Source organism: Micromonospora chokoriensis, from assembly GCF_900091505.1.
GTDB classification, from domain to species: domain Bacteria; phylum Actinomycetota; class Actinomycetes; order Mycobacteriales; family Micromonosporaceae; genus Micromonospora; species Micromonospora chokoriensis.
Map to the genome: position 1 here is coordinate 3,171,495 of NZ_LT607409.1, position 20,354 is coordinate 3,191,848.

Annotated in this window: 12 protein-coding genes; 10 read left to right on the forward strand and 2 right to left on the reverse strand. The window is 72.3% G+C overall.

All coding sequences use genetic code 11. The annotated features are described in order from the left end of the window. Positions 1-23: 23 nt before the first annotated feature. The 4 genes from gltB (at position 24) to GA0070612_RS15045 (ending at position 8,380) form a co-directional block, all read left to right on the forward strand. Entirely contained in the window at positions 24-4,715 is a 4,692-nt protein-coding gene (gltB, locus tag GA0070612_RS15030; RefSeq protein ID WP_088988463.1) for a glutamate synthase large subunit, read from the forward strand. After that, a complete protein-coding gene (locus GA0070612_RS15035; protein ID WP_088988464.1) occupies positions 4,708-6,228 on the forward strand; it encodes a glutamate synthase subunit beta in 1,521 nt (506 codons plus the stop codon). The genes gltB and GA0070612_RS15035 overlap by 8 nt, the downstream gene beginning before the upstream one ends. Positions 6,229-6,403: 175 nt before the next feature. After that, positions 6,404-7,804, forward strand: a complete 1,401-nt coding sequence (locus GA0070612_RS15040) for an MFS transporter (protein ID WP_088988465.1) — start codon at positions 6,404-6,406, stop codon at positions 7,802-7,804. Between the two features lie 69 nt (positions 7,805-7,873). After that, positions 7,874-8,380 carry a hypothetical protein gene (locus GA0070612_RS15045; protein WP_088988466.1) on the forward strand — a complete coding sequence of 169 codons (507 nt, stop codon included), beginning with the start codon at positions 7,874-7,876 and terminating at the stop codon, positions 8,378-8,380. A 228-nt stretch (positions 8,381-8,608) separates the two neighbouring features. On the opposite strand, the gene GA0070612_RS15050 is transcribed toward GA0070612_RS15045, so the two are convergent. Further along, positions 8,609-10,159 (reverse strand): M1 family metallopeptidase, encoded by a 1,551-nt coding sequence (locus tag GA0070612_RS15050; RefSeq protein ID WP_408630551.1) that lies wholly within the window; start codon positions 10,157-10,159, stop codon positions 8,609-8,611. 125 nt (positions 10,160-10,284) lie between these two features. On the opposite strand from GA0070612_RS15050, the gene GA0070612_RS15055 reads away from it, so the two are divergent. The 4 genes from GA0070612_RS15055 to GA0070612_RS15070 all read left to right on the forward strand — a co-directional run bounded on the left by GA0070612_RS15055 (position 10,285) and on the right by GA0070612_RS15070 (position 17,122). Then, on the forward strand, positions 10,285-12,984 hold the full coding sequence (locus GA0070612_RS15055; RefSeq protein ID WP_231924568.1) for a type 1 periplasmic-binding domain-containing protein: 2,700 nt from the start codon (positions 10,285-10,287) through the stop codon (positions 12,982-12,984). Positions 12,985-13,082: 98 nt separating this feature from the next. Further along, positions 13,083-15,614 (forward strand): FtsK/SpoIIIE domain-containing protein, encoded by a 2,532-nt coding sequence (locus GA0070612_RS15060; RefSeq protein ID WP_088988467.1) that lies wholly within the window; start codon positions 13,083-13,085, stop codon positions 15,612-15,614. Then, entirely contained in the window at positions 15,611-16,456 is an 846-nt protein-coding gene (locus GA0070612_RS32505; RefSeq protein WP_231924569.1) for a hypothetical protein, read from the forward strand. Before GA0070612_RS15060 ends, GA0070612_RS32505 begins: the two co-directional genes overlap by 4 nt. Before the next feature lie 126 nt (positions 16,457-16,582). Continuing rightward, positions 16,583-17,122 (forward strand): MauE/DoxX family redox-associated membrane protein, encoded by a 540-nt coding sequence (locus tag GA0070612_RS15070; protein WP_157742479.1) that lies wholly within the window; start codon positions 16,583-16,585, stop codon positions 17,120-17,122. Here GA0070612_RS15070 and GA0070612_RS15075 read toward each other — a convergent pair. Further along, positions 17,091-17,810 carry an ABC transporter ATP-binding protein gene (locus GA0070612_RS15075; protein ID WP_088988470.1) on the reverse strand — a complete coding sequence of 240 codons (720 nt, stop codon included), beginning with the start codon at positions 17,808-17,810 and terminating at the stop codon, positions 17,091-17,093. The genes GA0070612_RS15070 and GA0070612_RS15075 overlap by 32 nt on opposite strands. A 136-nt stretch (positions 17,811-17,946) precedes the next feature. Here GA0070612_RS15075 and GA0070612_RS15080 point away from each other — a divergent pair, with 136 nt between their 5' ends. Together GA0070612_RS15080 and GA0070612_RS15085 are read left to right on the forward strand one after the other, a co-directional pair. Further along, positions 17,947-18,498 carry a redoxin domain-containing protein gene (locus GA0070612_RS15080; RefSeq protein WP_088988471.1) on the forward strand — a complete coding sequence of 184 codons (552 nt, stop codon included), beginning with the start codon at positions 17,947-17,949 and terminating at the stop codon, positions 18,496-18,498. Further along, positions 18,495-20,297 (forward strand): ABC transporter ATP-binding protein, encoded by a 1,803-nt coding sequence (locus GA0070612_RS15085; protein WP_197699380.1) that lies wholly within the window; start codon positions 18,495-18,497, stop codon positions 20,295-20,297. The genes GA0070612_RS15080 and GA0070612_RS15085 overlap by 4 nt, the downstream gene beginning before the upstream one ends. Positions 20,298-20,354 lie beyond the last annotated feature (57 nt).

Genomic DNA, 20,354 nt, shown 5'->3' on the forward strand with positions numbered 1-20,354 from the left:
CGGTGGCTCAGCCGTACGCGGATATGACACAGCCGTACCCGCACAGCCCGCAGGCGTCCCCGATGCCCGACCCCCACCCATCCGCCCAGGGCCTCTACGACCCCGCGCAGGAGCACGACGCCTGCGGTGTGGCGTTCGTGGCGGACCTGCACGGCCGGCGTTCGCACGCGGTCGTCGCCAACGGGCTCGGTGCCCTGTGTCGACTGGACCATCGCGGCGCCCGAGGCGCGGAGCAGAACACCGGCGACGGCGCGGGCATCATGATCCAGGTCCCCGACGCGTTCCTGCGCGCGGTGGCCGACTTCGCGCTTCCCCCGGCCGGTGAGTACGCGACGGGGCTGGTCTTCCTCCCCGACGACGACGACGCCGAGGCGCGTGCCCGGCGGGTGGTCGAGAAGTACGCGCTGGTGGAGGGCGCTGACCTGCTCGGCTGGCGGGACGTGCCGATCGACAGCAGCGACCTCGGCGAGACGGCCCTGGCGGCGATGCCCCGGGTCCGGCAGCTCTTCCTGGCCGCGCGTCGGCTCACCGACGCGCCCGAGGGGCCGGCCGGTTCGCCGCTGCACGGCATCGAGCTGGACCGGGTGGCGTTCAGCCTGCGCAAGCAGGCCGAACGGGAGACCGCCGAGCGGGGCGTCCCGGCGTACTTCCCGTCGCTGTCCAGCCGCACCATGGTCTACAAGGGAATGCTCACTCCCGACCAGTTGCCGGCGTTCTACCCGGATCTGCGTGACGAGCGGATCGACAGCGCGATCGCGTTGGTGCACTCCCGCTTCTCCACCAACACGTTCCCGTCCTGGCCGCTGGCGCACCCGTACCGCTTCATCGCCCACAACGGCGAGATCAACACGATCCGGGGCAACCGCAACTGGATGCAGGCCCGGGAGGCGCTGCTGCGCTCGCCGAACCTGCCCGGCAACATCCGGCGGGTCTTCCCGGTCTGCACCCCGGCCGCGTCCGACTCGGCGAACTTCGACGAGGTCCTGGAGCTGCTGCACCTGGCGGGGCGGAGCCTGCCGCACGCGGTGCTCATGATGATCCCCGAGGCGTGGGAGAACGACCCCGGCATGGAGCCGGCCAAGCGCGCCTTCTACCGCTTCCACGCCAGCCTCATGGAGCCGTGGGACGGTCCCGCGTCGGTGGCCTTCACCGACGGTGAGATCGTCGGCGCGGTGCTGGACCGCAACGGGCTGCGCCCGGGTCGCTGGTGGCAGACGGACGACGGCCTCGTCGTGCTCGGTTCCGAGGCGGGCGTGCTCGACCTCGACCCGGCCCACGTGGTCGCCAAGGGGCGACTCCAGCCGGGCAAGATGTTCCTGGTCGACACCGTCGCCGGTCGGATCGTGCACGACGACGAGATCAAGTCCGAGTTGGCCGCCGCCCAGCCGTACGCCGAGTGGCTGCACGCCGGGCTGATCGAGCTGGGTGACCTGCCGGCCCGCGAGCACACCGTCTACACCCACGACTCGGTGCGTCGCCGGCAGCAGACCTTCGGCTACACCCAGGAGGAGCTGAAAATCCTGCTCGGGCCGATGGCCCGCACCGGCGCCGAGCCGCTCGGTTCGATGGGTACGGACACGCCGATCGCGCCGCTGTCCACCCGGCCGAGGCTGCTCTACGACTACTTCCACCAACTCTTCGCCCAGGTCACCAACCCGCCGTTGGACGCCATCCGGGAAGAGCTGGTGACCAGCCTGGCGTCGACGATCGGGCCGGAGGGCAATCTGCTCGACCCGGGCGCGGCGAGTTGCCGGCAGATCGTGCTGCCCCATCCGATCATCGACAACGACGAGCTGGCGAAGATCCTCTCCATCGACGAGGACGGCGACCTGCCCGGCTTCAAGGCGGTCCGGGTGTCCGGGCTGTACCGCGTCCGGGAGGGCGCCGCCGGGATCAAGGCGCGGCTGACCGAGATCTGCCGGCACGTCTCCGAGGCGATCGAGGACGGCGTACGGATCCTGGTGCTCTCCGACCGGGACTCCAACGCCGACCTGGCGCCGATCCCGTCGCTGCTGCTCACCGCCGCCGTGCACCAGCACCTGGTACGCGAGCAGACGCGTACCCAGGCGGCGTTGATCGTGGAGTCCGGCGACTGTCGGGAGGTGCACCACGCGGCTGTGCTGATCGGTTACGGGGCGGCGGCGGTCAACCCGTACCTGGCGTTCGAGTCGGTGGAGGATCTGATCGCCACTGGCGCTCTCGCCGGGGTGGAGCCGGCCGCCGCGGTGCGCAACTACGCCAAGGCGCTCGGCAAGGGCGTCCTGAAGATCATGTCGAAGATGGGCATCTCGACGGTGTCCTCGTACTGCGGGGCGCAGGTCTTCGAGGCGGTCGGTCTCGACAGCCGGCTCGTCGAGCGGTATTTCCGGGGCACCCCCAGCCGGATCGGCGGGGTGGGCCTCGCCGGCGTGCACGCCGAGGTGGCCGCCCGGCATGCGCTGGCCTGGCCGTCGCCGGGCACCGTCGCCTCCGACCGGCTAGAGGTCGGTGGCGAGTACCAGTGGCGTCGCGAGGGTGAGCTGCACCTGTTCAACCCGGAGACGGTCTTCCTGTTGCAGCACGCCACCAGGACTCGGCAGTACGACGTCTTTCGGGAGTACACCGCGAAGGTCGACGCGCTCGCCGCGCAGGCCGGCTCGTTGCGCGGGCTGTTCACCCTGCGTACCGGGGTCCGGCCGGCGGTGCCGATCGAGGAGGTCGAGCCGGCCTCCGAGATCGTCAAGCGGTTCGCCACCGGCGCCATGTCGTACGGGTCGATCTCCGCCGAGGCGCACGAGACACTCGCCATCGCGATGAACCGTCTCGGCGGCAAGTCCAACACCGGTGAGGGCGGCGAGGACGTCGAGCGCCTGCACGACCCGGCCCGCCGCTCGGCGGTCAAGCAGATCGCCAGCGGTCGCTTCGGTGTGACCAGCGAATACCTGGTCAACGCGGACGACCTCCAGATCAAGATGGCGCAGGGTGCGAAGCCGGGCGAGGGCGGTCAGCTGCCCGGCAACAAGGTCTGGCCGTGGATCGCGCGTACCCGCCACGCCACTCCCGGCGTGGGTCTGATCTCCCCGCCGCCGCACCACGACATCTACTCCATCGAGGACCTGGCCCAGCTCGTCCACGACCTGAAGTGCGTCAACCCGGCGGCCCGGGTGCACGTCAAGCTGGTCAGCGAGGTGGGCGTCGGCACCGTCGCCGCCGGGGTGGCGAAGCTCAAGGCGGACGTCATCCTGATCTCCGGCCATGACGGCGGCACGGGCGCGTCCCCGATGAACTCGCTCAAGCACGCCGGTACGCCGTGGGAGCTGGGGCTGGCCGAGGCGCAGCAGACGCTGTTGCTGAACAAGCTGCGCGACCGGGTCACCGTGCAGGTCGACGGCCAGCTCAAGACCGGCCGGGACGTGCTGGTCGCGGCGCTGCTCGGCGCGGAGGAGTTCGGTTTCGCGACCGCCCCGCTGATCGTCGAGGGCTGCGTGATGATGCGGGTCTGCCACCTGGACACCTGCCCGGTCGGCATCGCCACCCAGAACCCGGTCCTGCGGGAGCGGTTCACCGGCAAGCCGGAGTTCGTGGAGAACTTCTTCCTCTTCCTCGCCGAGGAGGTCCGGGGCTACCTGGCGGAGCTGGGTCTCCGGTCGATCGAGGAGGCCATCGGGCAGGCAGAGCTGCTCGACGTGGCCCCGGCCCTGGCGCACTGGAAGGCGCACGGGTTGGACCTGGCGCCCGTCCTGCACCTGCCGGAGCTGCCCGCCGGTGCGGCCCGGCGCGGGGTGCGCGCCCAGGACCACGGCCTGGAGCAGGCCCTGGACAACGAGCTGATCGCGCTGGCCCGTCCGGCGCTGTCCGACGGGGCCCCGGTGCGCGTCGAGGTGGCGGTGCGCAACGAGCACCGCAGCGTCGGCGCGATGCTCGGCGGGGAGGTCACCCGTCGCTTCGGCGGCGCCGGGCTCCCGGACGACACCATCGAGTTCGTGCTGAACGGCACGGCCGGGCAGTCGTTCGGCGCGTTCCTGCCGCGTGGGGTGACCCTGCGGCTGCACGGGGACGCCAACGACTACGTGGGCAAGGGTCTCTCCGGTGGGCGGGTCGTCGTCCGCCCGGACGCCGCCGCGCCGTTCCTCGACCCCGACGCCGCGCCGGGGCAGCGGGCCGAGGACCAGATCATCGCCGGCAACACCATCCTGTACGGAGCCACGGGGGGCGAGGTCTTCCTGCGTGGCCGGGTGGGGGAGCGGTTCGCGGTGCGCAACTCCGGCGCGGTCGCCGTGGTCGAGGGTGTCGGTGACCACGGTTGCGAGTACATGACCGGTGGCACGGTCGTGGTGCTCGGCGCGACCGGCCGTAACTTCGCGGCCGGCATGTCCGGTGGCACGGCGTACGTGCACCACCTGGACCGTGCGCGGGTCAACACCGAGCTGGTGGATCTGGCGCCGCTGGGTGAGCAGGAGCAGGCGCTGGTGCACGACCTGATCCAGCGACACGTGGCCGAGACCGGCTCGGCGGTCGCCGAGGAGTTGCTCAAGCGCTGGCCGGAGGCGGTGGCCGAGTTCACCGCTGTGGTGCCCCGCGACTACCGCCGGGTGCTGGAGATCATGCGGGCCGCCGAAGCCGCCGGCCGCGACGTCGACGACGCGGTCATGACAGCGCTGACCGCACCCGCTGTGCCGGCGATGCCGGTGCCGCCCGCCCCGCGGGTGGCGGCCCAGGAGGTGGCACGTGCCTGACCCGAACGGTTTCCTGCGCTACGACCGGCGACTGCCGGCCCGCCGTCCGGTGTCGGTGCGGATCAGCGACTGGCGTGAGGTCTACCCGCCGGCCGGCGAGGAGCTGGTCCGTGAGCAGGCCACGCGATGCATGGACTGCGGCATCCCGTTCTGCCACGACGGCTGCCCGCTGGGCAACCGCATCCCGGACTGGAACGACCTGGTGCGTACCGGCAACTGGGACGCGGCGGTGGAGTCGCTGCACGCCACCAACAACTTCCCGGAGTTCACCGGTCGGCTCTGCCCGGCGCCCTGCGAGGCGGCCTGCGTGCTCGGCATCTCCGGCGGTCAGCCGGTCAGCATCAAGCAGGTCGAGGTGGAGATCGCCGACGCCGCCGCCGCGCGTGGGTTCACCCCCCGCCCGGTGCCGGCGCCGTCCGGCCGGTCGGTCGCCGTCGTCGGCTCCGGGCCCGCCGGCCTCGCCGCCGCCCAACAGCTGGCCCGCGCCGGTCACGTCGTGACGGTGTACGAGCGGGACGACGCCATCGGTGGTCTGCTCCGGTACGGCATCCCCGACTTCAAGTTGGAGAAGCGGCACATCGACGCCCGGTTGGCCCAGCTCGCCGCCGAGGGGGTGCGTTTCCGCACCGGTGTGAACGTCGGGGTGGACGTCACCGCCGAGCAGTTGCGCGCCGAGCACGACGCGGTGCTGTTGGCCTGCGGCGCGTTGCAGGGCCGGGACACTCCGGAGACCCCGGGGCGGGCGCTTCGGGGCGTACACCAGGCGATGGCGCACCTGGTCGCAGCGAATCGGGCGGTGGCCGGCGCGACCACCGAGGAGGCCGCCGAGCGCCGGCTGGCGACGGCGGTGCTGCCGGACGGCACTCCGATCGACGCGGCCGGCAAGCACGTGGTGATCATCGGCGGTGGGGACACCGCCGCCGACTGCCTCGGCGTCGCCCACCGCCAGGGCGCGGCGGGCGTGCACCAGCTCGACCTGTACCCGCAGCCGCCGCAGGAGCGCGACGAGGCACGGGACCCGTGGCCGACCTGGCCGTGGATCCTGCGCAGCTACCCGGCGCACGAGGAGGGCGGCGAGCGGGTCTTCGCCGCTGCGGTGCAGGAGTTCGTGGACGACGGCACCGGCCAGGTGCGGGCGGTTCGGATCGCCGAGGTGACCGTCGAGAAGCGTGACGGCCGGCGCATCGTCACCGTGGTGCCGGGCTCCGAGCGGGAGCTTCCGGCGGATCTGGTGCTGCTGGCGATCGGTTTCGAGGGCACCGAGCAGCAGCCGCTGCTGGCGCAGTTCGGGGTGACCCGCAACCCGCGGGGCGCTGTCGACGCCCGCGACGACTGGCAGACCGACGCCGACGGGGTGTTCGTCGCGGGTGACATGCACCGGGGCGCTTCGTTGATCGTCTGGGCCATCGCCGAGGGTCGGGCGGCGGCTGCCGCCATCCACTCCTACCTCGGTGGTGTGGGTGCGTTGCCGGCCCCGGTCGGCCCGGCCGCGCAGGCTCTCGCCGTTCGCTGACAGGTGGGGTTGTCCGGCCGGTGCGGCAGGCTGCTGCCGCACCGGCCGGGTATTCCCGCTGGTGAAGCCGCTCACAAATGTGGGCAAACAGGTTTAAGGTGGCAAGACTTGTCGGCTGCCGAGCCGCACCGCGATCGGCCTGAATGATCAAGCCGCCGATCGCTGGAGGTTCGTCGTGGCCACGGGTGCCACCTTCGCCGCGCTGCGCCATCGCAACTACCGCATCTGGGCGCTCGCCGGGTTCGTCTCCGTCATCGGCACCTGGATGCAGGTCCTCGGAGTCAACTGGTACGTCCTGAAGGAGACCGGTTCGGCGACGTCCATGGGGTTCGCCGTGCTCCTCCAGGCGGCACCCACACTGCTGCTCAGCGTCTGGGGCGGTGTGCTGGCCGACCGCCTGCCGGCCCGCCCGCTGCTGATCACCGCCCAGGCGGCGCACGCGACGCTCGCCGCCGGGCTGGGCGCGGCCGCCCTGACCGGGTTCGGCGGCCTACCGCTGATCTTCGCGATCTCGCTGGCCACCGGTGCCGTCTCGGCCATCGAGGGGCCGGTGATGGGGCGCTGGGCCTCCACCCTCGTCGACCGGGAGACCCTCGGCAACGCCCTGGCGCTCGGGTCGCTCTCCAACTCCGCCGGCCGCATCCTCGGCATGAGCCTCGGCGCCGTCGTGGTGGCCGCCGTCGGCCCCGCCCTGTTGTTCGGCATCAACGCGGCGAGCTTCGCCGCCGTGGTGGTGGCGCTGTTCGCCGTACGCCCGGGGGCCGTGGCCGGCGTGGCGGTGACCGCCGCCGGCGCGACCCGCAGCGGCGTGCGGGCCGGGTTCGCCTACCTGCGGGGGCAGCCGGTGCTGCTCGTCGCGCTCGCCCTGTCGTTCGTGCTCGGCAGCCTGGGTCGCAACTACCAGGTGACGATGGCGGCGATGAGCGACGGCCCGCTGAGCGCGGGCGCCTCCGGCTACGGCGTCCTGTCGACGGTGTTCGCGATCGGAACGGTGGTCGGCGCCCTCGTCGCGGCCCGTCGCCGCACCCTGGGCTACCGGACGCTCGTCGTCGCCGGCCTGCTCGCCAGCGGGTTGCAGATCGTCGCGGGCCTCGCCCCGGGGACCGTGAGCTTCGCGGCGGTGATCCTGCCGATCGCCGCCGCCGCGGTGGTCATCGACACCACCGTCGGTACCCGCGCCCAACTCGACACCGACGCCGCGATGCGGGGTCGGGTGCTCGCCGCGCTGGCGGTCACCGGCTCGGTCTCCGCCGCGGTCGGCGCCCCGCTGCTCGGCTGGCTCGCCGAGTACGCCGGGCCGCGACAGACGCTCGTCCTGGCCGGGGCCGCCGCGACGATCGCCACGGTCGCGGCGGCGGTCGCCCTGGACCGCCAGCACGCCCGCGCGGCGACCCTCGCGCTGGTCACGCCCCGGCCGCGCCATCCGGTACGACGGGTGGCGTTCCGGGCCGCCCGCATCGTCCGTCCCGCCGGGGCGGTCTGCGTGATCGGGCCCGCCGACGGCGTGCCATCGGGCCCGATCCGGCTCCCCGAGTTGGCCACCTTGGCCACCGCCGGGTCGGTGGCGCGCCGCTGAGACAGCGGTCACCCCCGGTGGCACACGTACGGGACAAGGCGGCACGAAGATCATCGTTACGCTCCGATCATGGACATCGAGGAGCGGCTACGACGGACCCGTCGGTGGCTGTGGATAGTGCTGATCGGGCTCTTCCTGAGCGGTGCCACCGCCTTTCCGCTGGAGATCGAGGTGCGCTGGTTGCTGCGCGCGCTGGACCCGCTCTCCGACCAACTGCCCGCCCTGGTCGCCTGGATCGAGCGGGTGCACACCGGGCTCGTGACGGCCGGCGACGACTACCCGTTCCTGCTGTACGGCACCGACTGGCTGGCCTTCGCCCACCTGGTGCTGGCGGTCGCGTTCTGGGGGCCACTGCGTGACCCGGTGCGCAACGTCTGGGTGGTGCAGGTCGGCATGATCGCCTGCGCGGGCATCGTCCCGTTGGCGCTGATCTGCGGGCCGATCCGGGACATCCCCTGGTTCTGGACGCTCGTCGATCTGTCCTTCGCGGTCGGGGCGTTCCCACCCCTCTGGTTCGCCTACCGGCACATCCGCGCCGTCGAGGCAAGCACCACCAAAACACCCCCAACCCCGTAACCCCCCCCGTCCCCTGCCCTGCCCTCTGCCCTGCCCCCGCCCTCTGTCCCGTCGATCATGGAGTTGTGGTGGGCGATGTGATCGCCTCTGCCCGATATATGGGGCACCACAACTCCATGATCGACGGGGGCGGGGGCGGGGGTGGGGGTGGGGACGGGGGCGGGGACGGGGACGGGAGGGAGGGCGGGGGTGGGTGGGTGGGTGGGGGCGGGGGTGGGTGGGTGGGGGTTAGTGCGACATCAGGTCATGGGATTCGCGGATCTTGGCCCAGGACTTCGGCTCGGCTGGCGGGGCGGCCTTGCGGGCGGCGCTGGCCACGTCGGGGCGGCCGGCGGTGAAGAGCCAGGTGGTGAACAGGTCGTCCAGGTCCAGCCCGGAGATCCGCTCGGCCAGCGCCTGGAACTGGGCGACGGTGCCGTTGCCGTACCGGTGCTCGGTGGCCCAGGCCGGCAGGATCTCGAAGAACGCGTCGTCCCCGACGGCCAGCCGGAGCTGGTGCAACGTCATCGCGCCCCGGTCGTAGACGGCGTTGTCGAAGATCCGGCCCGCACCCGGGTCGCCGGGCAGCACCTGCCAGAACTCGTCGTCGGCCGGGTAGCTGGCGTAGACGAAGTCGAACACCTCCTGCGCGGTGCCCTCACCCTGCTCCTCCGACCACAGCCATTCGGCGTACGAGGCGAAACCCTCGTTGAGCCAGATGTGTCGCCACTCGGCCACCGAGACCGAGTCGCCGAACCACTGGTGGGCGTTCTCGTGCACCACCACGTACGTGTTGGCGCCGCGTCGCCAGAAGCCCGGCCCGTACACCGGTCGGGTCTGCGTCTCCAGGGCGAAGCTGATGCCGTCGACCGGACCGGCAACCCCGCCCTGCGTCTCGAAGGGGTACGGCCCGAAGATCCCGCTGCACCAGTCGACGATCTCGCCGGTCCGCTCGATGCTGGCCCGCGCGGCCGGCCCGAGGGCGCCCAGTGAGGTGCTGTACGCGTTGACCACCGGCTGACCGCTCGGGGTGGTGTCGGTGACGATGTCGTACTGGCCGATGGCCAGGAAAGCCAGGTAGGTGGCCGTGGGGGAGGTGGTCCGCCAGATCCAGCGGGTGCGGTTGCCGGCCTCGGCCGCCGGTGGCCTCGGCTGCACACCGTTGCTGATCACCTCGACGCCGGTGGGCACCGACACCGAGATGTCGAACGTGGCCTTGTCCAGAGGGTGGTCGTTGCTGGGGAACCACCACCACGCCGACTCGGGCTCGTTGACGGCGAGCGCGCCGTCGTCGGTCCGCGTCCAGCCGGTGTAGCCGCCGACCAGGGTCTCCGACGGGATGCCGGAGTAGCGCACCACGATGGTGAGCTGCTGGCCCCGGGTCACCGTGCGGGCCGGGGTGACCACCACCTCGTGGACGCCGGCGGTGCTGGTGGTCGCCGCCCAGCCGTTGACCCGGACCGACTCGACGTCGAGCAGGAAGTCCAGATTGAACGTCGAGAGGTCCTGGGTGGCGGTGGCGAGGATGGTGGTGGTGCCGGTGAGCAGGTCGGTGGCCGGGTCGTGGCGCAGCCGGACGTCGTAGTGCTCGACGTCGTAGCCGCCGTTGCCGTAGTCGGGGAAGTAGGTGTCACCCAGGCCGGACGCGCCGGGTTGCGGCGCGGCGGTGACGATCGGCCGGCCCCAGCCCGTCGGGGCCGCCTGGCCGGGGGTGCCGGCGAGCAGGGTGCCGGCCGTGGTGAGGGTCAGGGCGGCGGTGGCCGCCGTGAGTGCTCGTCGCACGAGGTGGACTCCCTCCATCGGGTGTTCGCCAGGTCAACCTAATCGACAACGGTGAACGTCGCCGCCCACGACACCGCCGATCGGCGTCGATCTCTGGTGTGTCTTGCTCCGCAAGGTCACACTGTGTGGATCGGAGGTGACGCGTGCGGGGGTCCGAGGTGCCCAAGCGGGAGTTGATCGGCCAGCGGCAGGCCGCAGGCAATCGGGACCGGCTGCCGGCCGGCGGGCTGGAGCTGTTCGGGCTGCTCGCCCGGCTGCTGCGGCGACCCCGTCGCGGCGACCGCCGGCTGCCACTGCTCTGGCTGGTCCGCTCGGACACGTCGGACCTGATGACACCGCTGCGCCGGTTCCTCGGGCAGGGCCCCCGGCGGCGGGTGCCGCACGCGGTGCTGGACGCCGACGTGCCGCCGGGTGCCGGGGACGTGTCGGCGCTGCTGCGTGAGCTGCACCGGCAGTTCTCCCTGGAGGCGTTCGGCGCCGCCCGGCTGCGCTTTCGGCACTACCCGCTCGCCGACTGGCTGATGCACCAGAGCCTCAGCTTCAGCGTCGACGCCGACGACAGCCGCGCCGCCCTGGTCCGCCGGTTGCGCGACCGCCGGGGCACCCGTGCTCCCGAGGCGCCGCCCAGCGGCGGTGACGCGGTCAGCATCGTCTCCCAGGTGCTGCTCTGGCTGGTCCGTCGCGCGGTGCCGGGGGTGGTCTTCCGGGCCGCCGTCTCCGGCCGGGTGCCGGTGCTCGGGCGGCACTACAACTGGTTCATGCGCCAGCAGTACCTCGCGCCCCGGCAGTCGGTCACGTTCCTCGGCTTCGCCGAACGCCTCACCGCCGGGTGGCGGGACGGCGAGCAACCCGACCAGGTCAACAAGCTGCTGCTGCACGCGTTCCTGGAGGACCTGCGGCAGGCGTACCGGCGTCGGCCGTGGCGCCCGTCGGACTGGCGGCGCACCGCGTACCCGGTGCTGCTGGTCGACCACGTCGCGCCCGGCAACGTCGGCGGCGAACTGGTCCGTCTGGTCGGCGACGTCCGCACCGAGACGGGCCGCAACGACCCGCTGCTGATCGTCGTGTCCGGCGGGCGACCGCCACCGGAGCTGCCCGAGCCGCACCCGTTGACCGAGGCCGACGAGGCGTACGACGAGTGGGCCGAGGCGCTGCCGGAGATGCGGCGGCTGCGCCGACCGGCCGCCTGGCTGGTGGCGTTGCGCCCCGACGACACCGACACCGGCCCGCCGTCGCGGGGCGGCATCCGCCCGTTCTCCGCGCCCGATCCGCCCTGGTGGTCGAGGCGTTTCCTGCCGGCGGCGCTCTGCCTGGTGCTGGTCGCGGCGCTGGGCGTCTGGGTGGGCAGCCGGTGGGGGCCGGGTTGCCACCCGTCGGTGACCGGCGGCCGGGTGTCGGTCGAGGTGGTCGCCCCCGGCGAGTGTGTCGGCTACAGCGACAGCGCCGCGCAGGTGTTCAACAACGACCCCGGCCAGGACGGGCTGCGGACCATCCAGCGGCGGATCTTCGCGCAGAACCGCGCCGCCGAGGAGGTCTGGGAGCGCAGCGAGCGACGCCGACCCTTCCTGACCCTGGTCTACCTGGGCACCCTGACCGGCAACCTGACCCGCTCCGACGAGGAGTCGTACGTCTCCGAGCGCGAGGAACTCGAAGGCATGGCCACCGCCCAGTACGCGTTGCTGAAGGAGTCGGCCAGCGCCGGCGGCGCGGCGCTGCTGCGGATCGTGGTGGCCAACGGTGGCCGGCAGATGATCTATGCGGACCGGGCCGTGGCGATGCTCGCCGAGTTGGCCGCGGACGACCCCACGGTGGTCGGGGTGGTCGGTCTGGTGGAGAGCCGGACGAGCACCGCCCGCGCGCTGCGCGAGTTGAACCGGGTCGGGCTTCCGGTGCTGGCGCCCACGCTCTCCGCCGATCGGATGGACGCGAACTCCCGCCTCTACCTGCAGATCTCCGCGCCCAACACCGACCAGGTGGAGATGGTCGACGCGTACGCCCAGCAGGTGCTGAAGGTCGACGAGGCGCACGTCTACTACACGACGCTGGAGGGCAGCACGCTCACCGAGGACCTGTACGTGGGCACGCTCGTCGACGGGCTCCGGCAACGGTTCGGTCCCCGGCTGACGCGCCTCGACAAGTGGAGCACCGGTGATCGGCTGACCGACGAGTGCGGCTACCCGGGCCTGCTCTTCTACGCGGGCCGCTGGACGGAGTTCGACGGTTTCCTGCGGGCGTTGCGCGAGTGCGGCGGCAACCCGCCCCGGCATCTCGTCACCGACGACTCGGTCAACCGCTACATGGCCAATCCCGGGCTGCGCGCCGCAGCCCCCGGCAACCTGCCCGTCACGTACGTCTCCAAGGCCTCCCTGGCGACCTGCGCCGCGCTGCGGGCCGCCCAGGACCGACGTGACGACGACGCGCGGGCCACCTTCCTGTCCTGGATCCAGGCCGACGACCTGCTCGACCCGCCGCGCTGCCGACCGGGCTCGGACCACCAGGTCGGCGAACGGGTCAGCCTCTCCTACGACGCGGCGATGATGGTCATCCGAGCGGTGGAGAGCCTCGCCGCCCGGCTGCGCCACGACGACCCGCGCCAACGGTGGGAGCCGACCGCCGTCAACCCGGTGGCCGTGCACGCCGAGGTGCTCCGGCAGAACGCCGGCCAGGGGTACCCGGGGGTGGCCGGGCTGATCCGGTTCACCCCCGACTCCGGGGTGCCGGTCGACAAGCGGCTGGCCCTGCTGCGCGTGGAGCAGGTGCCGGACGTGGTCACCGCGCCGGTCGAGGTGTTCCGCTGCGGGCTTGCCGACACCGCCGAACCGGTGCCGTGCGGGCCCGCGTGACAGGCCCGGCGTGACACGTCCTGGCAGGACTGTCCGGGTGCCACCGACGTCCGTTAGGGTTCCTGGGACCAGGCAGCCGTCGGCGTTGGGGGCAGAGGGTGGGCAGGCTCGCGTCGGCGTACGGGCAGGCGGTCGACTCCCACCGGGCGGCCCGAGCGCATCTGGACAACGCCCGCAACGCGCTCGGCACGGCAACGGCCGCCGTCGGCTCGGCCGGCGTCGACGACCTGGTGACCCGGCTCGCCCGTCTCGGCGGCACCCTCGCCACTCCCGCTCCGGGCGTCACGCCGCTGACCGACGGGCCGGCCGCGGTGCGGATCGGCGCGGCGTCCACCCCGGACGGTGACTTCCCGGTGCTCGTCCCCCTCGGCGGCGGTCACCACCTGGCCGTCGACACCGACGCCCGGTCCCCGCTGGTCGCCGGGTTGCTGCGGGCGTTGGTGCTGCGACTGGTCGCCACCGCGCCACCCGGTCAGGTCCGGGTCGCCGGCATCGACACGGCCGCGCTGGGTGCCACCTTCGGTCCGTTGCGCCCCCTGCTCGACGCCGGGGTGCTCGACCCGCCGGCCACCAGTGAAGCGGAGGTGACCGCGCTGCTCGACGCCGCCGAGCAGCACGCCCGGGCCGCGCAGCACGGCCGGCCCACCGCCCGGCACCTCCTGGTGGTGGTCGCCACCGCCGCGCCGCCGCCGCGCGAGCTGGCCCGGCTCGCCGCGCTCACCCACGCCGGCCCGGCCGCCGCCGTCTGCGTCCTGCTGACCGGCCATCCGTCCCGGCTGCCCGGCGAGACCGCACCGCCGCTGGGCGGCACCACGGCGGTCCGGCTCAACCAGGGGTACGCGCACGTCGGCGACCCACCCGGCGTCCCGTTCAGCGCCGACGGCAGTGGCCTCGCCGCACCCGTGCTGCTCGACGGTGACCCGCCGCCCGCCTCGGTACGCGCGCTCGCCGAGCACCTCGGGGCCGCCACCCGACGCGCCGACGCGTTGCCGTTCACCGACCTGCTGCCCGAGCGGCGGTGGGCCGAGTCCGCCGGCAACGGTCTGCGGACGGTGATCGGCCGGGCCGGCACCTCCCCGCTGACGCTCGCCTTCGACGACGCCACCCCGCACTGGCTGGTCGGTGGGCGCACCGGCGCGGGCAAGACCGTCTTCCTCCTCGACGTCCTCTACGGGCTGGCGGCCCGCTACCCGCCGGCCGAGTTGCAGCTCTACCTGCTCGACTTCAAGGAGGGCGTGAGCTTCACCGAGTTCGTGCCCACCGGCCGCGACCCGTCCTGGCTGCCGCACGCCCGAGCCGTCGGCATCGAATCCGACCGCGAGTACGGTCTCGCCGTCCTGCGCGAGCTGCGCCGCGAGGCGCAACGCCGGGCCGGTGCGCTCAAGCGGCACGGCGTCACCAAGCTCGCCGACCTGCCCCGTGACAATCCGCTGCCCCGCATCGTGGCGGTCGTCGACGAGTTCCACGTGCTGTTGGCCGGCAACGACGCGCTGGCCCGCGAATCCGTGGACCTGCTGGAGGAGTTGGCCCGCAAGGGCCGCTCGTACGGCATTCACCTGGTGCTGGCCAGCCAGAGCATGACCGGCATCGAGGCCCTCTACGGCCGGGCTGAGGCGATCTTCGGGCAGTTCGCGTTGCGGGTGGCGTTGCCCGGCGGGGGTGGGGTGCTCGACCAGCTCAACGACGCCGCCGCGGCCCTGCCGGTCGGCTCCGCGGTGGTCAACACCGCCGCCGGCGCGGTCGGCGCGGACACCGTGCTGCGGTTTCCCGACGCGCACGCCGCCGCCGCTGACCTCGCCGCGTTGCGCCACGCGCTGTGGCAGGCCCGCCCGCCGGGTTCGCGGGCACCGGCGGTCTTCAAGGGGTACGAGGCTGCGCGGGTCGAGAACGACCCGACCTTCGCCGGGCTGCGTCCCGGTGGCCGGCGGCCGATGGCCCTGGTCGGTCGTACCGTCGACGTGCACGGCACCACAGCCCTGTTCCTGATGGACGCAACCCCCGGTCGACACCTCGCCGTGGTGGGCACCGCGCCGACCGGCGCGGACGTGCTGCGCGCGGCGACGGTGAGCCTGGCCCGCCAGCACGCTCCCGGTGACGCCCGGTTCCAGGTTGCCTCCCTGGTCACCGCCGCCGCCCCGGTCGCCGACGACACCGTGGCGGTCCTGCGGGCGGCCGGTCACCAGGTGTCGCGTCTCGACGCGGCCGGGCTGCGCGACCGGATCGCCGCGTTGGCCGCCGAACCCGACGGTCGCGAGTACCTTGTGGTGTTCGGCATGGACGCCGCTGCGCCGGTTCTCGGGGCCGCCGACCCGGGCACGTTCCGCTCCGGCCTGGACGACCTACGCGTACTCCTGCGTCAGGGCCCCGGGCAGGGGGTGCACCTGCTCGGTTGGTGGCGCGGGCTGCGTCGCCTCGCCGACGACCTCGGCGGCACCCAGAACCGCGACGACATCGCCTGCCTGGTCGCCCTCAACGTGCCCGGCGCCGAGTTGGCGCTGCACCTCGGGACGCACGACCTGGCCTACACGCCCCGCGCCGACCGGGCGCTGCTGATCGACCGGCACGACCAGCGCACCCGCCTGATCGTCCCGTTCGCCGGCGACGGGCACGAACCGGACGGGGAGCGGTGACAGTGTCCTTCGAGGAGTACGCGGCGCTGGCCCGACAGCTCTCCGAGCAGCGGCGCGCCGGCGAACAGCACGCCGCCACCGAGGCCGCACGCCGTCGTGACCTGCACGCCGCCGTCGACTACCTCCAGCAGCGGCTGACCGCCCAGGGTCACCGCCTCGACCAGCTCGGCCGCGCCATCGGCATCGACCAACCGCCACCCGGCCCACCGTCGAACGCCGGGTCGGCCCCGTCCGCACCCGGCCCAGGGTCGGCCCCGTCCACCGCACCCGGAACCGGGGACGGGGAAGACGCCGGCGCAGCCGGCGCGCCGGGGCGGCCGGGGGGCGGGGCGTACCCCGAGCTGCCGGCGGGGGAGGCGCGGCTGGCGTTGCCGACCGCGGTGAGCCCGGCGGGCGCCGGGGTGCCCACACAGCGCGCGGCGGCGGTCGACCCGACGGTCGAATTGGAGCTGGCCCGGCGGATGGCCGACGAGGCCGACCGGCACGGGCAGCAGGCGGAGGTGCTGGCCCAGCGGCCGGCGCTCCTGCCGACGTGGTCACCGTTGGCGCGGGCGGTCGCCGTCTATGCCGGGTGCGGCGTTGCCGCCGGGGTGCTGGTGCTGGCCCTGGTGCTCGCCTCCGGGGTCGGTCTGGTCGACGGGTTCACGCTCGGCGCGTGGATCTGCGCGGGGTTGCCGGCGGTGGCGTTCTTCGGCGGGTACCTGGTGCTGGGTCGGTGGGGGAGACCCGCGATGGTCGCCGGAACCCCGCCGCGATATCTGCCGCTCGGGTTCCTGATCTGTTTCCTGGTGGTGCCGATGGCCTACTGCGCCTACCTGCTGCTGGTGCGCGGCCTGCGCTGATCATAATGAGGGCGGGGTCGTCCCTGGGCAGAATGCCGCCCGCGGCCGACATCGCAGGCTCGCTCAGATCGACGGGTGCGGGCGACGGGGTTGTCTTGCACGAGCACGGCGGATACGTTGCCGATCGTGCGGTATCTGGAAGTGGCGTGTCGACTCCTGCTGGTCACGGTCTTCGGTGTGGCCGTCTACACCAAGGTCTCCGGCAGACCCGCCTGGCTGAGTTTCGTCGACTCGCTGCGTCAGATGCCAGTGCCCACCTCCGTCGCACGACCGGCGGCACTTCTGACGGTCAGCGTCGAGGTGCTCATCGCACTGCTGTTGCTGGTTCCGCTGCGCTGGGCCGGCGAGATCGGCTTCGCCCTGGCCGCTGGCCTCCTGGTGGCCTTCACGAGCGTCATCGCGCTGGCGGTCGCGAAGGGCACTCGGGCCACCTGTCGGTGTTTCGGAGCGTCCAGTACCCCACTGGGCTGGCCGCATATCGTGCGTAACGGAACGCTACTGGTCGTGGCCGTGCTCGGGCTGGCCGGTGCCTCGGCACCGGAATCACTCGGGGCGTCCGGCGCTCTGCTCGCCGGTGTCGGCGGGTTGGTCCTCGGCGTCCTCGTCACGGCGATGGAGGACATCTTTGCGCTGATCAGGCCGATCGGGCGGCCTCGCCGGCCATGATCTGGCCATCGCGCATCGAAATGACGTAGTCGCAGGCGTCAGCGACACCCTCGTCGTGCGTGGCGATGATCATCGTCGTGGACCGCTCGGCGGCGACTCGCAGCAGCAGGTCCATGATCTCGGTTCCGGTGGTGGAGTCCAAGCTGCCCGTCGGCTCGTCGGCGAGGATCAGCGCGGGAGAGCCAATCAGCGCACGGGCCACCGCCACGCGCTGCTGCTGACCACCGGACAGTTGAGAAGGCGCTGCGGACTCGCGTCCTGCCAGCCCGACGGCGGCCAGCAGTTCCCTCGCCCGCGCAGCCTTGTCGAACGTCACCCGAACCGGGATGACGGGAGCGAGGACATTGTCCAAGACGGACATCGCCGGAAGCAGGTGGAACCGCTGAAATACCAGCCCGACCCGACGTCGGTGCTGCGTCAGGTGTCGCCTGGTGGCTCGCCCCAGGTCGACCCCAGCGACGACCAACTCCCCCGAGTCGGGCCGCTCGATCCCGGCGAGCAGGTGGAGCAGGGTCGACTTACCCGAACCGCTGGCACCGCGCAGTGCGACCACCGCCCCTGGTGAGACGGTGAACGAGAGATCATCGACGGCGACGATCCGCGCGGCACCGGCTCCGAAGGATCTGGTCACGTGGCTCGCCCGGACGGACGCCCCGGCGTTCTCCACTCGCTGCACAGCGAGGGTCATGAGTGGACACCTGCTCTCCGGCTGGGCGTTGGAGTCTGCCCGGATCCTAGCCGGAGGGTCACGACGGGGCAGCCCGCACGGGGCACCCGCGCTAACCTGAGCCGTTCATCGGGTTTCCACACACGGGGGCTTCACCATGTCAGTCACGTGGGCCGCAATAGCCATCGTCGGCATCATCTGTCTGCTCAATCTCCTGCTCACAGTGGCTGTGATCCGACGCTTGCGGGAGCACACCGAGCTGATCAACCGAACTGGCCAGCAGTTCCCCGAGCAGCAAGACCTCACCCGGCAGCCGGGCGCCCAGGTCGACGAATTCCGGGTGACCACCGTGGACGATCGGGCGCTGACCCGCGACGACCTGCGCGACGGCATGCTCGTGGCCTTCTTCTCGCCACGGTGTCCCTCCTGCGAGGAGCAGAAGCCGGCCTTTCTCGACTACGCCGGCGCCATGCCCGGCGGGCGGGAGAATGTGGTCGCAGTCGTGCTGGGTTCGCCCGAGGAGGTCGCCGGCCTCGTCGCGCAGCTCGAGCAGGTGGCGCAGATCGTCCTCGAGGCGAACGTCGACGGAGCTATGTCCTCGGCGTTCGACCTCCGCGGCTACCCCGCCTTCTGCCTCATGGGCCAGGACGCTGTCCTGGCCGCCACCGGCTACCGGGTCGACATGCTCCCCGAGGCCGCCACCCGGTGACCGACCTGCCCCGCACGGCCCTCGTCGCCTGGCGGATGGCCTGGAAAACGGCTGCGGGGACCACGGTCGCGCAGGTCGTGGTCACGGTGCTCGGCGCGGGTGCGCCGCTTTCTGTGGCATGGCTGACGAAGGTCGTCTTCGACCGGCTGACCGCGTCCGACGACGCGGTGGACCTGACCTGGCCCATCGCCGGCCTGGTCGTGGCGACCATCATGACGGCACTCCTGACACAGCTGTTGCGCTACCTTCGTGCCGAGCAGAGCCGGGCCATTGGTCTCGCCGCCCTGGACCAGCTCTACGCCACCGTCAACCGGCTGGTCGGCCTCGGCCGGTTCGAAGACCCGGAGTTCGCGGACCGGTTGCGCTTCGCCCGCCACGCCGGTGGTGCCGGCCCCGCGCAGACGGTTGCCGTGAGTTTGAACCTGCTCCAGCAGGTTCTGGTGACCGGCGGGTTCGCCGTCTCGCTGGTCACGGTCAGCCCTGCGCTGACAGTCGTGGTCCTGCTCGGCACGCTGCCTGCGGTTGGTGCCGAATTCGCTCTTGCCCGCCGCCGCGCCGAGGCCACGAACAAGGTGGGTCCCATCGAACGCCGCGAGCTGTTCTACGGTCAGCTGCTCTCCGACGTCGACGCGGCCACCGAGGTTCGACTGTTCGGTATCGGCTCGTTCCTGCGCGAACGCATGCTCCGCGAGCGTCGCGTGGCCGACCGGGTGGATCGGTCGATGGACCGTCGCACCCTCGCGGCGGAAGCTCTGCTGACCATGCTGTCGACGGCTGTCGCCGGAGGCTGCCTGGCCTGGGTGGTGCGTGCAGCCGCGGCCCGAACCGTGTCCATCGGTGATGTGGCCATGCTGCTCGCTGCCGTTACCGCTGTGCAGGGGGCGCTGCTCGGCATGGTGCGCGACCTGGCCGGCGCGCGTACCAACCTCATGATGTTCGGTCACTACCTTGCGGTGGTCGAGGCCGCGCCCGACCTGCCGGTGCCGGCGAGCCCTCGTCACGTGGGCCCGCTGCGGCAGGGGATCGAACTGCGTGACGTGTGGTTTCGATATCGGGAGGATCTGCCCTGGGTGTTGCGCGGAGTGTCCCTGACGATCCCAGCGGGCAGTGCGGTCGCTCTGGTCGGGCGCAACGGCGCAGGCAAGAGCAGCATCATCAAACTTCTGTGCCGCTACTACGACCCTGAGCGTGGTGCGATCCTCTGGGACGGAGTGGACGTGCGGGACCTCGACCCGGTCCAGCTGCGTGCCCGGATCGCGGCGGTCTTCCAGGACTTCGTCTCCTATGAACTGCCGGCCGCCGAGAACATCGGCATCGGCGCCATCGAGGCCTTGACGGACCGGCCGCGCATCGAGGTCGCAGCCCGCGAGGCCAGCATGCACGAGGTTCTGCAAGCGATGCCGAACGGCTACGACACGCTGCTCAGCCGCGTGTTCTTCGCCGGTGACGACCTCGACGACGCCACCCCGGGGACGATGCTGTCCGGTGGGCAGTGGCAGCGGCTCGCCATCGCGCGCAGCTTCATGCGCGGCGGTCGCGACCTGCTCATCCTCGATGAGCCGAGCGCGCGGCTGGACCCGGAGGCAGAACACGAGATCCAGCAGGGATTCGAGCGTCTGCGTGGTGGGGGTACGAGTCTGCTGGTCTCGCATCGACTCGGCACTGTGCGTACGGCAGACCTCATTGTCGTACTCAGCGGGGGGACCGTGGTGCAGACCGGGCGACACGAGGATCTGGTCGCCGTTCCGGGGCTCTACACCGAGCTGTTCTCACAGCAGGCGGCGGGATATCGGGACTGACGAATCGATGATCATCTGCACGGACGGGGCGGCGTCATCGATGTATGACTGGTAACT